Origin of the sequence: Pseudoroseicyclus sp. CXY001, assembly GCF_041714655.1 — a bacterium.
In the GTDB taxonomy this organism is placed as follows: Bacteria; Pseudomonadota; Alphaproteobacteria; order Rhodobacterales; family Rhodobacteraceae; genus Pseudoroseicyclus_A.
This window is the reverse complement of the sequence record NZ_CP168219.1, coordinates 3,153,323-3,166,182: the sequence shown is the minus strand read 5'-3', so window position 1 is coordinate 3,166,182 and position 12,860 is coordinate 3,153,323. Positions and strand designations below refer to the sequence as shown.

At 69.3% G+C, this 12,860-nt stretch carries 12 protein-coding genes and 1 pseudogene; all 13 read left to right on the top strand.

What is annotated here, in order from left to right; genetic code table 11:
• Window positions 1–24 precede the first annotated feature (24 nt).
• Window positions 25–1,500, top strand: coding sequence for a flagellin (locus ACAZ03_RS15450; protein ID WP_373354992.1), 1,476 nt, complete (start codon window positions 25–27; stop codon window positions 1,498–1,500).
• A gap of 83 nt (window positions 1,501–1,583) precedes the next feature.
• Complete coding sequence (flaF, locus tag ACAZ03_RS15445; RefSeq protein ID WP_373354990.1) at window positions 1,584–2,009, top strand: flagellar biosynthesis regulator FlaF; 426 nt, start codon at window positions 1,584–1,586, stop codon at window positions 2,007–2,009.
• Window positions 2,006–2,401 (top strand): annotated as a pseudogene (flbT, locus tag ACAZ03_RS15440) (flagellar biosynthesis repressor FlbT); the annotation flags it as partial. The gene flaF and the pseudogene flbT, both read left to right, overlap by 4 nt.
• Window positions 2,402–2,484: 83 nt before the next feature.
• Window positions 2,485–3,288, top strand: a complete 804-nt coding sequence (locus ACAZ03_RS15435) for a DUF1217 domain-containing protein (protein WP_373354988.1) — start codon at window positions 2,485–2,487, stop codon at window positions 3,286–3,288.
• Between the two features lie 259 nt (window positions 3,289–3,547).
• Window positions 3,548–4,333 carry a hypothetical protein gene (locus tag ACAZ03_RS15430; protein ID WP_373354987.1) on the top strand — a complete coding sequence of 262 codons (786 nt, stop codon included), beginning with the start codon at window positions 3,548–3,550 and terminating at the stop codon, window positions 4,331–4,333.
• Entirely contained in the window at window positions 4,333–5,691 is a 1,359-nt protein-coding gene (locus ACAZ03_RS15425) for a tetratricopeptide repeat protein (RefSeq protein WP_373354985.1), read from the top strand. The genes ACAZ03_RS15430 and ACAZ03_RS15425 overlap by 1 nt, the downstream gene beginning before the upstream one ends.
• Entirely contained in the window at window positions 5,691–6,086 is a 396-nt protein-coding gene (locus ACAZ03_RS15420) for a DUF6165 family protein (RefSeq protein ID WP_373354983.1), read from the top strand. The genes ACAZ03_RS15425 and ACAZ03_RS15420 overlap by 1 nt, the downstream gene beginning before the upstream one ends.
• The gene (locus ACAZ03_RS15415; RefSeq protein WP_373354982.1) at window positions 6,083–6,850 is read left to right on the top strand and encodes an FkbM family methyltransferase; all 768 of its coding nucleotides are present in this window, start codon (window positions 6,083–6,085) and stop codon (window positions 6,848–6,850) included. The genes ACAZ03_RS15420 and ACAZ03_RS15415 overlap by 4 nt, the downstream gene beginning before the upstream one ends.
• Before the next feature lie 76 nt (window positions 6,851–6,926).
• Window positions 6,927–7,787: a flagellar motor protein MotB gene (locus ACAZ03_RS15410; protein ID WP_373354980.1), complete on the top strand. Its 861-nt coding sequence runs from the start codon at window positions 6,927–6,929 to the stop codon at window positions 7,785–7,787.
• Between the two features lie 107 nt (window positions 7,788–7,894).
• Complete coding sequence (locus ACAZ03_RS15405) at window positions 7,895–9,205, top strand: flagellar hook protein FlgE (RefSeq protein WP_373354978.1); 1,311 nt, start codon at window positions 7,895–7,897, stop codon at window positions 9,203–9,205.
• Between the two features lie 30 nt (window positions 9,206–9,235).
• Window positions 9,236–10,684, top strand: coding sequence for a flagellar hook-associated protein FlgK (flgK, locus tag ACAZ03_RS15400; protein ID WP_373354976.1), 1,449 nt, complete (start codon window positions 9,236–9,238; stop codon window positions 10,682–10,684).
• Between the two features lie 2 nt (window positions 10,685–10,686).
• Window positions 10,687–11,694 (top strand): flagellin, encoded by a 1,008-nt coding sequence (locus tag ACAZ03_RS15395; protein WP_373354974.1) that lies wholly within the window; start codon window positions 10,687–10,689, stop codon window positions 11,692–11,694.
• Window positions 11,694–12,821 carry a flagellar basal body P-ring protein FlgI gene (locus ACAZ03_RS15390; RefSeq protein ID WP_373354973.1) on the top strand — a complete coding sequence of 376 codons (1,128 nt, stop codon included), beginning with the start codon at window positions 11,694–11,696 and terminating at the stop codon, window positions 12,819–12,821. Before ACAZ03_RS15395 ends, ACAZ03_RS15390 begins: the two co-directional genes overlap by 1 nt.
• Window positions 12,822–12,860: the final 39 nt, after the last annotated feature.

Sequence of the window (12,860 nt, the reverse complement as noted above, 5' to 3'; positions counted from 1 at the left end):
CCGAAACCATAGGAATACTCTCTCATGTCGAGCATTCTGACGAACAACGGCGCGATGGTCGCGCTGCAGACGCTGTCCTCCATCAACAAGAACCTGGGCAACGTCCAGAACCAGATCTCCACCGGCAAGGCCGTCGGCAATTCCAAGGACAACTCGGCCGTCTGGGCCATCTCGAAAGTGATGGAATCCGACGTCAAGGGCTTCAAGTCGATCTCCGACTCGCTCGCCCTCGGCCAGTCCACCGTCGCCGTCGCCCGCCAGGCCTCGGAAACGGTCGCCGACCTTCTCACCGAGATGAAGGGCAAGATCACCGCCGCCCAGGAGCAGAACGTCGACCGCTCCAAGATCCAGGCGGATATCGATGCCTACACCCAGCAGGTGCAGTCGGTCATCGGCGCCGCGCAGTTCAACGGCCTGAACCTCGTCTCCGGCTCCGACTCGGTCGACGTGCTCTCGTCGCTCGACCGCGCCTCGGACGGCTCCGTCGCCTCCTCCTCGATCTCCGTGTCGCGGCAGGACCTGACGACCGACGCCGGCGTCTACAACGCCTCGGGCACAGATCTGTCGGTCAACGCCACCGCCTCGGACACCGCCGTGGTCAACACCGGCATCACCGAGACGCTTCAGCTCGGCGGCACCGTCGCCGTGGATGACGTCGTGCGCCTGCAGATCGGCGAGACCTCGGTGAGCTTCACCGCGGCCACCACGACGCTCGACGACGCCGCGGCCGGCCTGACGGCGGCGATCAACGCGGCCGGCATCGAGGGCATCACCGCCACCGTCGCCACCGACACGATCACGCTGACCTCCACCGTCGCCTTCGAGGACACGGCGCTGACCTTCACCGCCACCGGCTCGACGACCGGCACCTACGGCACCGACGCCGCCCTCGAGGCGCGCGCCGAGACCGTGACCTTCTCGGCCACCGCCGGCGTCAACGAGGGCGACGGCTACCGGGTCACCATCGGCTCCACCGACTTCGACTATGTCGCCGGTCAGGGCGAGACGATGGAAGACGTGGCCCGCGGCCTGAAGATCGCCGTGGACTCCGCCGGCCTGAGCAACATCTCGACCAACGTGACCCAGGATGCCAACGGCGCCTGGCAGCTCCAGGTCGACAACAACAGCACCACGCTGGCCTTCTCGGCTGCCGGTCGCTCCGACGGCACCGCCACGGGTGGCCTCGCCGGTCTCGACAGCATCGACGTGACGACGGACGAAGGTGCCTCCGCCGCGCTCGCCAACATCGAGACGTTCATCGGCACCGCCATCGACGCCTCCGCTGCCTTCGGTTCCGTCGAGGGTCGCATCTCCATCCAGTCGGAGTTCATCTCCAAGCTCTCCGACTCGCTCAAGTCCGGCATCGGCTCCATGGTCGACGCCAACATGGAAGAGACCTCCGCCCGTCTGCAGGCCCTCCAGGTCCAGCAGCAGCTCGGCGTCCAGTCGCTCTCCATGGCGAACCAGGCTCCGCAGTCGATCCTGTCGCTGTTCCGCTAAGCGGAACCCGGGCGGGGGGCCCCTGAGGCCCCCCGTTCTCCCTCCCAGAAGGCCGAAGCAAAACGCTCCGAGAGGATTCCGACGTGAATGCCATCCAACAGGCTCAAAGAGCCTATGCGCCGGTGAACTCCCCCGTGATGACGGGCCGGGCCACCGAACTCCAGCTCTTCTCCCAGACCACCGCCCGCCTCAAGACCGCCATGCAGAGCGGCAACTTCGCCGCCATCGCCGAGGCGCTCTTCCAGAACCGCCGGGTCTGGACCCATCTGGCCGGCGAGGTCGCCGACCCCGCCAATGCGCTGCCCGCGACGCTCCGGGCGCAGATCTTCTACCTCGCCGAATTCACTGAACATCACACCCGCGCCGTGCTGAAGGGCGAGGCGGATATCGCCGCCTTGGTCGATATCAACACCGCCGTCATGCGCGGCCTGTCCGGCAACGGGGCCCGCGAGGGCGCTGCCGCCCAGCCGGCGGCCACCGCCAGCCCGGCCCAGGAAGGTGTGAGATGAGCGGACTCGTCCTCAAGCTCGGGCCGAAGGAGCGGGTGCTCGTCAACGGCGCGGTGATCGAGAACGGCGACCGCCGGGCACGGCTCGCCATCCTGACGCCCAATGCCAACATTCTGCGCCTGCGCGACGCGATCCGCCCCGGCGAGGTGAACACGCCCGTCCGGCGGGTCTGCTACATCGCTCAGCTCGTCCTGTCGGGCGATGCCGAGCCGGCCGAGGCGAACATCCAGCTCCTGCGCGGCATCGAGCAGCTCAGCCAGGCGCTGACGGATGCCGACAGCCGCCGGCTCCTCTCGGAGGCGACGGAGGCGATCTCCGCCGGCGACACCTACCGGGCGCTGAAGCGGCTGCGCTCGCTCCTGCCGCGGGAGGAGCGGCTCCTCGGCACCGCCGGCCCGCTGGCGCCCATCGCGCCGGATACCGCCGGCGGCGGGGCGCTCGAGGCGCGGCCGCGGCTGAAGGTGGGGACGGTCTGATGTTCCAGCCCGTCGTCCCCGCAGGCGGCTATCTCGGCTGGACCTATCTGGAGCGCACGCGCGAGACCCAGATGGAGGCCTTCACCTCCTCGCCGGTCCTGCAGCGCGAGACGGATTACTTCCGCGAGAACATCGCCAAGGTGAAGAGCGCCGAGGATCTGGTGAACGACCGCCGGCTGCTCACCATCGCCCTCGGCGCCTTTGGGCTCGAGGACGACATCAACCACAAGGCCTTCATCAAGGAGATCCTCGCTGAGGGCACGCTGAAGGAGGATGCCCTCGCCAACCGGCTGGCGGACAAGACCTATCAGGCCTTCTCGCGCACCTTCGGCTTCGCCGATCTGGGCGGGCTGACCGGCGTCCCGGGCTTCGCCGACAAGATCATCGCCCGCTACGAGGAGCGCAGCTTCGAAAAGGCGGTGGGGGAACAGAACGATTCCCTCCGCCAGGCGATGAACCTCGAGCGCGGCCTGCAGGATGTGCTCAAGGGCTCCGAGAGCAACAATGCCCGCTGGTTCTCGATCATGGGCAACCCGCCGCTCCGCTCCGTCTTCGAGACGGCGCTGGGCTTCGGCCAGGGTTTCGGCGCGCTCGACATCGACAAGCAGCTCACGAATTTCGAGGCGCGGGCCGAGAGCGTCTTCGGCACCTCCGACGTGGCCGAGCTCGCCGAGCCGGAAATGCGCGAGAAGATCGTCCGGCTCTTCCTCGTGCGCAGCGAGATCAACGCCGGCTTCACCGGCTATTCGAGCGCCTCGGCGGCGCTGTCGCTGCTGCAGAGCGCCCCGCGGCTCTACGCCTGACCGGCGCGCCGGTCGAGAGCGCGGTCCGGGGGGGCTGTCTGCCCCGTCGCCATTGGTGCTCGAACCAATGGCGCACTCAATGGCGACCCCCCCGAAGGGTATTTGGAAAGGGGCAGAGGCAGGAGGGGTCTGGGTCATGCCCCTTTCCGCCCCCGCGCGACCTGCGAGCCCGCCCGGCAGGGCGGGCCGAGCGGGGCCTGTTTGACAGCACCCCGCCTTCCGCCTTCTATGGCCGGACGAACCCATGAGGGGGCCTGTCATGCAGCTCAGCGTCAGTTTCGAGAACACCGAGGGCCGGCCGCGCGGCTCCGGGCCGGTCACCGTCGGCTGGCTGCTGACCGAGCAGAAGGGCGGCATCATCTATGCCCCGCCCGAGCGCGTCCGCTCCGTCGATGTCGATCGCCGCCATGCCAAGAGTGCCTCGCGCTGCCCGGCGGTCATCAACCTCGAAAGCCGCTATTTCGTCATTCCCTGCCCCTTCGACATCCACATCGGCTTCACGCGCGACGACAATGGCAAGGCGGCGCTGCGCAACCTCGCGGGCGAGGCCAGCAGCATCCGCGCCTCCAAGCTCGGCGAGAAGCTGCATCTGACCAACGAGGCGGAATGGCGCCGGCCGGGCGTGCCGACGATCCAGCTCTCGCTGCCTTACGTCTTCATCTCCGACGAGCCGGTCTACATGAGCCAGGTCTCGCCCTTCATGCATTACCGCAAGGAGCCGCTGCCCGGCACGATCTTCGGCGGGCGCTTTCCGATCAACGTCTGGCCGCGGCCGCTCATGTGGGCCTTCGAATGGCACGAGCCGGAGAAGCCGATCCGCCTCCAGCGCGGCGAGCCGCTCTTCTATGCCGGCTTCGAGACGCTCGGCCCCGAGCGCTCGGTACAGATGGTCGAGGCCGAGGCGACGCAGGACCTCAAGGATTACATGGAGCTGATCTCCGGCGCGGTGAACTACGTCAACCAGACCTTCTCGCTCTTCGAGGCCGCCGAGGCGCGGCGGCCGGAGGTGCTGGTCAAGCCCGTGCCCCGCAAGGGCCGCGGCTGATGGCGGAGGACGGGGCGAGCCTGCGCACCCGCGCCGTCGAGGCCCATAGGGCCGGCCGGCGCGAGGAGGCGCTGGAGGCCTATACGGCCTATCTGACCCGCGCCCCCGGCGATGCCGGCTTCTGGTCGAACCTCGGCGCGCTCCTCAGGGCCGAGGGGCAGCACGATCTGGCCGTCGCCGCCCAGCGCCGCGCCTATGCGCTCGCACCCGACGGCCCCGGCATCCGCAACAACCTCGCCAACATCCTCCACGACACCGGCGCGCTAGAGGAGGCGCTGGAGCTGCGGCGGGCGCTCGCCGCCGCCCGGCCGGAGGAGGCGGAGCCCGCGGCGATGGTCGGCAAGACGCTTCGCGCCATGGGCCGGCTCGAGGAGGGCATCGCCCATCTGGAGGAGGCCGCCCGCCGCTTCCCAGACGAGCCCGAGATGCGCCTGCAGCTCTCGCTCACCCAGCTCGCCGCCGGCGATTATGCCCGCGGCTTCGCCAATTACCGCGCCCGGTGGCAGACGGGGGAGCTGACGGCACGGCGGATCGCGCTGCCCGAGTGGCAGGGCGAGAGCCTCGCCGGCAAGCGCATCCTCGTCCTGCCTGAGCAGGGCTTCGGCGATGCGGTGGCCTTCCTGCGCTTCCTGCCGGTCCTGCAGCAATACGGGCCGGCGGAGGTGGTGCTCTCCGCCGAGCGGCCGGTCCTCAGGCTCCTGCAAGGCATCGAGGGCGCCGACCGGATCGTCGAGGGGGTGCCGGAGGAGGGCGTCGATCTCTGGACGAACATCATGGACCTGCCGGCCCTGCATTTCGCCCTCACCGGCGAGGTGCCGGAGCCCGTCGCCCTCGCCATCCCCGAGGAATCCCGCCGCCGCGCCCGGGCGCTGACCCAGCCCTTCCGCGAGCGTTTCCGCGTCGGCGTGGTCTGGACCGGCTCGCTCACCTATCGCGGCAATGCCTTCCGGTCCTTCTCGCATACCGAGTTCCACCCGCTGCTCGACGTGCCCGGCCTGCAGCTGATCTCGCTCTACAAGGGGCCGCGCCTCGCGCCCTTCCGCGCCGACGGCACCGCCGCCTTCATCCCCGATTTCGGCGGCTCGGAACGCGACTTCGCCGACAATGCCGCCATGATGAAGGAGATGGATCTGATCCTCACCTCCGACACCGCCACCGCCCATGTCGCCGGCTCGCTCGGCGTGCCGGTCTGGACGCTGCTGCACAGCGACCCGTTCTGGCTCTGGCGGCCGGAAGGGGAGGGGACGCCCTGGTATCCGACCATGCGCCTCATCCGTCAGGCCAAGCCGGGCGACTGGGGCGAGGTCTTCGCGCGGATCAGGCCCGAGCTGGCGGCGCTCGCTGCGAGGGGGCGCTGATGGAGCTGCTCGTCCCCACCTCCGCCGGCGAGTTGATCGACAAGATCACCATCCTCGCGCTCAAGGCGGCGAAGATCACCGACGCGGCCAAGCTCGCCAACATCCGCTTCGAGGCGGCGCGGCTGGACGAGCTCGAGGCGGGGCTGCCGGCCCATGCCGAGCTCCCCGCGCTCAAGGCCGAGCTCGCAGAGATCAATGCGAGCCTCTGGCAGATCGAGGACGATATTCGCGCCTGCGAGGCGGCCGGCGATTTCGGCGCGCCCTTCATCGCCCTCGCGCGGGCCGTCTACCGGACGAACGACCGCCGCGCCGAGGTGAAGAAGCGCATCAACCTCGCGCTCGGCTCCGCCATCGTCGAGGAGAAATCCTACACCGATCCGGGGAGGGCCCGATGACGCCCGACGCCCGCATCCAGGCCGCCCGCGCCGAGGCGCGCCGCGCCATGCGCGAGGCCGCCGAGGCGCTGAACGACGAGCGCGGCCGGCGCCGCGGCGGGCTCATGCGGGTGATCCACGAGGCGCGCGGGATGCTGGAGCGGGATTATCCCTATTTCAGCCAGGCCGGGCAGGATGCCGTGGTCGACGCCATCCTCCGCCGGAAGCGCGGCGGCACCTATCTGGATATCGGCGGCTACGACGGCATGACCGGCTCCAACACGATCTTCTTCGAGCGCATCCGCGGCTGGACCGGCGCTCTGGTCGAGCCGGTGCCGGCCCAACTCGAGAAGGCGCGCAAGCTCCGCCGCTGCCCCTGCCTGCCCTATGCCGTGGCGGCCGAGGAGGGGCAGGCGGAGTTCATCGAGATTTCAGCCGGTTACACGCAGATGTCCGGCCTCTCCGGCAGCTACGATTCGGAGCTTCTGAAGACCGTTCGCGCCGATCCGCGCCATGAGGAGGCGGTGATCCGCGTCGAGACGTGCACGCTCTCGGGCATCATGCACGAGACCGGGATCCTCCATCCCGATTTCGTCTCGCTCGACATCGAGGGCGGCGAGGTGGCGGCGCTGGAGGCCTTTCCCTTCGCCGAGCACCGGGTCGGGCTCTGGTCGATCGAGAACAACACCGCCTCGCCCGAGATCGGGCGCATCATGCGGGGCGCCGGCTACAGCCTCGCCGAATTCTGCGGTCCTGACGAAATATGGCGCCGCGGCGACCTTTGACTCGCATTTGATCAGGTAACCCCACCTCAACAAGCCCCGGTTAATCCCTGTCTCGGGTGAACAAGGGGTGAGTGCCATGACGGCTCAAGCGAATGCGCCGATCATCATCAAGCGCAAGAAGGTCATCGCCGGCGGCGGCCACCATGGCGGCGCCTGGAAGGTCGCCTATGCGGACTTCGTGACAGCGATGATGGCCTTCTTCCTGCTCATGTGGCTGCTCAACGCCACCACCGAGCAGCAGCGCAAGGGCATCGCGGATTACTTCTCGCCCTCGATCCCGCTCAGCCGCGTCTCGGGCGGCGGCGACGGGATCTTCGCCGGCGATTCCATGTTCGCCGAGGATACCTTCGCCGAGAACGGCAGCGGCGTCATCAAGGGGCCGCCCGATCCGGACGCAGAGACCCAGGGCCTCGGCGCGCAGACGACGGCGCCGCCCTCCGAAAGCTCCGCTGCCCCCGATCCGTCGGAAACGGAGGCGCTGCGATCCATCGAGGAGATGCTGAACGCCGCCTCGGGCGAAAGCGACCTCACCGACCTCGCCCGGCGCCATGTGGTGACGCGCCTGACCGACGAGGGGCTGGTGATCGAGATCTTCGCGCTGCCCGGCGCGCCGATCTTCGCCGACGGCACGGCTGAGATGCTGCCCGTCACCGCCGAGATCGTCGCCATGGTCTCGCGCCTCGCGGGGCTCGTCACCAACGACGTGGCCATCGACGGGCATCTGGCGACGCGCTCGCTCGTCCTTGCCGACAATCCGGTCTGGGAGCTGTCGACCGCCCGCGCCGGTGCGGTGCGCCAGGGGCTGGAGTCCGGCGGACTCGACCCGGCGCGTATCGAGCGGCTGACCGGCCATGCCGACCGCGACCATGCGGTGCCGGAACCGGCGGCGGCTAGGAATGACCGGGTGGAGATCGTGCTTCTGCGCCGTCAGAGGTGAGCGGGGAGGGAGGGCCGCCGCACCGCGGTCGCGCAGGCCGCCATTAGCCAAACATTAGCCCCGCGAGGGTAGACCATGCGACGTCCTGCAAACCAGAAAGGTCGTCCATGACGCTCTCGTCCTCCCTCAACGCCTCGGTGGCCGGGCTTTCGGCCAATGCGAGCAACCTGTCGACGATTTCCGACAACATCGCGAATTCCGAGACCACGGGCTACAAGCGGGCCATGACCGAGTTCCACTCGATGGTCATTGACGGCGGCTCGGGCACCTATGCCGCCGGCGGCGTCCGCGTCTCCGCCCACCGGCTGATCGACGAGCGGGGGCCGCTCCTGTCGACGTCGAACCCTACCGACCTTGCCGTGCGCGGCCGCGGCTTCCTGCCCGTCGTCTCGCACCCCGATCTCGTCACCGCCGGCGACGCCCTGCAGATGGAGCTGGTGACGACCGGCTCCTTCCGGCTCGATGCCGATGGCTATCTCACCACCTATGACGGCGCCGTCCTTATGGGCTGGCCGGCCGAGGCCGACGGCTCGATCCCCGACTTCCCGCGCGATTCGCAGAACGGGCTGGAGGCGATCCAGATCAGCGCCTCGCAATTTGCCGCCTCTCCGACCAGCGAGATCCGCATGGGCGTCAACCTGCCCGCGACCTCGACCGAGGCGGGCGCCGACGGCGATGAAGAGCAGGTGACGATCGAATATTACGACAATCTCGGCAAGCCGCAGACGCTGACCGTCACCTTCACGCCGACCGTGCCGGCCACCGATGCCTCCAACGAATGGACGATGACCATCACCGACGACGGCTCGGGCGGGGCGGTGCTCGGCGAATACACGCTGACCTTCGATGACAGCTCCGGCTTCGGCGGCACGCTCGCCTCCGTCAACCCGACGGCCGGCAGCCCGGCCTATGACGCGGCCACCGGCACCTTCACGCTCTCTGCGGCCAATGGCACGCAGGACATCACGATGGACATCGGCCAGATCAACGACTTCTCGGGCATGTCGCAGCTGTCGAACGTCTTCGCGCCCAATTCCATCAACAAGGACGGCGCCCCTCCCGGCACGCTGACCAGCGTCGAGGTGGATGCCAACGGCTATGTCCACGCCTATTTCGACACCGGTCTGACGCGGGTCGTCTATCAGGTGCCGCTCGTCGACGTGGCCAATCCCAACGAGCTGAACGTCGGCGACAACCAGCGCTACACGGTCAGCGACGACAGCGGCGCCTTCTACCTGTGGAGCGCGGGCTCCGGCCCGGTGGGCGAGATCCTCGGCTTCGCGCAGGAGGAGGCGACGGTCGACGTGGCCGGCGAGCTCACCAACCTGATCCAGACGCAGCGCGCCTATTCCTCGAACGCCAAGGTGATCCAGACCGTCGACGAGATGCTCCAGGAAACCACGAACATGAAGCGCTAGGCCGGCCAGTAGCCGGGCGGAGGTGATGAGATGAGCTTTTCCCATGCGTTGAACAACGCCCTTTCCGGGCTCACCGCCTCCTCCCGCATGGCGGAGGTGACGGCGGACAATATCTCCAATGCGCTGACCGAGGGCTTCGGCCGGCGGGAGATCCGCCTGTCTTCCACCAGCCTCGGCGGACAGGGCGGCGGAGTGAAGGTCGACGAGGTGTCCCGGCTGGTCGACCGCGGCATCCTCTCCGACCGGCGCGACGCCGGCTCGGCCCGCGCCTATCAGGAGGCGATTGCCGACGGCTTCCGCATGCTTGAATTCGAGACGGGCACGGTGGACGATGCCCATTCGATCTCGGCGCGGATCAACACCTTCGAGGCGGCGCTGAACGCCAGCGCCGCCGACCCCTCCAGCAACCAGCGGCTCGCCACGGTGCTCGCCAGCGCCCAGGCGCTGACCCAGGCCATCCGCGAGGATGCCGAGGCCATCCAGGCGACGCGGACGGAGGCGGAGCACCGGATCGCCGCCCAGGTCGAGACGCTGAACGGCTCGCTGCAGAAGGTCTATCAGCTCAACAATTCCATCCAGGAACTGATGAATTCCGGCGGCGACGCCAATGCGCTCGTCGATGAGCGCCAGAGGGTGATCGACACGATCTCCGGCATCGTGCCGGTGCGCGAGGTCGACCGCCAGCAGGGCAAGGTCGCGCTCATCACGCCCTCGGGCGAGGTGCTGCTCGACGGGCCGCCCTCGGAATATGCCTTCCTCGCCCGGCCCATGGTGACGCCCGAGATGTCGCTCTCGGGCGGCGGGCTCGGCGGCATCACCAAGCGCGGCAATCCCCTCGGCGACGACGGCTACAGCCGCCTCGCCGGCGGTTCGCTCGAGGCCGCTTTCAAGCTCCGCGACCAGGCCATGCCCGCCGCGGCCGACGCGCTCGACGAGATCGCCGCCGACCTCATCGGCCGCTTCGAGGATGCCGGCTTCGATGCCACCCGGGCCGCCGGGCTGCCCGGGCTCTTCACCGATGCCGGGGCGGAGATGGATATGAGCGAGCTCACCGGCCTCGCCGGGCGGATCGCCGTCAACGACCTCGTCAATCCCGAGGAGGGCGGCGCGCTCTGGCGCCTGCGCTCCGGGATCGGCGCCGCCGCCCCCGTCAATGCCGGCGATTCGGCGCAGCTCACGCTTTATGCCGATGCGCTGGCCGACAAGCGTTCGCTGCCGGTGACCGGCGGGCTCGTCGCCTCCGTCGCCACCCATGCGGGCGGCTGGGTCGGCGATGTCAGCCTCGGCCGCGTCAATGCCGAAGAGGCGCTGGGCTTTGCGAGCGCCCGCTACGACACGATGAAGGCCGCCGAATACGAAGGCGGCGTCGATACCGATTTCGAAATGCAGCAGCTTCTGATCATCGAGCAATCCTACGCGGCCAATGCCCGTGTCGTGCAGACGATCGACCAGATGATGCGCCGGCTTCTGGAGATCTGACCATGCCCATGACCCTCGGTGACGGGGCGCAGAACTTCTTCCTGCGCACCACCAATCTCGCCCTCAAGGAGAAGATGAACCGCTATGCGGAAGAGCTCTCCTCCGGCCAGCACAAGGATCTGCCGAAGACGCTGGGCATCGGCCAGGGCCGGCTGGTGGAGGTGAATGCGCGCCTGTCGATGATCAAGACGGAGATGGAGGGCGGCCGCGACCTCGCCAATATGCTCTCCGCCACACAATTCGCCCTGTCGCGGGCCGATGACGTGCGTGGGCTCCTCGCCGGCAACCTCATGAGCATCTCGCCCGAGCCGGGCCAGGCCGAGCTGACGGCCGGCGCCGGCAACGGCGCCCTGACCTTCGGCGACATGGTCTCGGCGCTCGGCACCCGCTACGGCGGCCAGGCGCTCTTCGCCGGTACCGATACCGACGGGGTGGCGCTGGCGCCGGCCGATGACATCCTCGCCGACCTCCGCGCCACGATCACCGCCGCGGCGCCCGCCGACGGCGATGCGCTGGTGGCCGAGGTGCTCGCCTATTTCGACGCGGGCGGCGGCTATGACACGGCCGGTTATCTCGGCGACACCGGCGCGCTCGCGGCCCGCCGCGTCGGCACCGGCCCGACCATCACGATGGAGGCGCGGGCCGACGATCCGGCGATCCGCCGCGCCCTCGCCGGCGCCGCGCTCGCCGCCGTCGCCATGGACGGCGTGCCGGCGCTGACCAATCCCGAGGCCGCCGATGTCATGCACCGCGCCGGCGAGACGCTCCTTTCCGCCGGCACGGCGCTGGCGGCGCTGCAAGGGCAGCTCGGCGTCGGCGAGGAGCGGCTGGAGGAGGCCACCGTCCGGCTCGGCGCCGAGCGCACCTCGCTCAGCATCCTGAGGAACGACATGGTCAATGCCGACCCGTTCTCGACGGCCTCCGCCCTGCAGGAGGTGCAGGTGCAGCTCGAGACGCATTACCTGCTGACCGCCCGCATGTCCGAAATGACGCTGACGAGGTATATCTGATGCGGGCTTTCCTGCGCGCGTTCGTCTCCACCGCGGCCCTCAGCCTGGCGTTGAGCCCCGTCGGGCTCGCCCCGGCCGAGGCGGCGCCGGTGCGGCTGAAGGACCTCGTGGAGTTCGACGGCGTCCGCTCGAACGACCTTCTCGGCTACGGGCTGGTCGTGGGCCTCAACGGCACCGGCGACGGGCTGCGCAATGCGCCCTTCACCGAAGAGATCATGACGAACATCCTCGAGCGGCTGGGCGTCAACGTCACGGGCGAGCAGTTCCGCCCCCGGAACGTCGCGGCCGTGCTGGTGACGGCGCAGCTGCCGCCCTTCGCGCGGGCCGGCGCGCCGATCGACGTCACCGTCTCCGCCATCGGCGATGCCTCCTCGCTCCTCGGCGGGACGCTGGTGATGACGCCCCTCAACGCGGCGGACGGGCAGATCTACGCGGTCGCGCAGGGCACGATCATCGCCGGCGGCATCTCGGCCGAGGGCGAGGCGGCGCGGGTGACGCAGGGCGTGCCGACCGCCGGGGTGATCCCCGCCGGCGCCACGGTCGAGCGCGAGGTGGCCTTCGAGTTCAGCCAGCTCGACTCCATGCGCCTCGCGCTCCGCACGCCCGATTTCACGACGGCGGCGCGCATCGAGGCGGCGATCAACGGCAGCTTCGGCCGGCCGGTGGCGCTGATGCTCGATGCCGGCACCGTCGAGATCGACATCACCGGCACCGGCGCCGCCTCGCCGGCCCATGCGGTCGGCCGGATCGAGAACATCCTCGTGGAGCCGGAAATCCGCGCCCGCGTGGTGGTCGACCAGCGCTCGGGCACGATCGTGATGGGCGAGGATGTGCGCATCAGCCGCGTCGCGGTGAGCCAGGGTAACCTGACGCTCCGCATCGAGGAGGCACCGATCGTGGTGCAGCCGAACCCCTTCTCTCCCGGAGAGGTGGTGGTGGTGCCGCGCACCAATGCGGCGATCCAGGAGGATCCGGGAACGGGGCTCGTCGAGCTGCCGGGCGGCACCTCGCTGTCGGAGGTCGTGGCCGGGCTGAACGCCCTCGGCGTCGCGCCGAACGACATGATCGACATCCTGAAGAGCATCCGCGCCGCCGGCGCGCTCCACGCCGAGTTCATCGTCCGCTGATTGCGCCGGGCCCGGGACCCCGCTTCGCGGGGCCCGTCA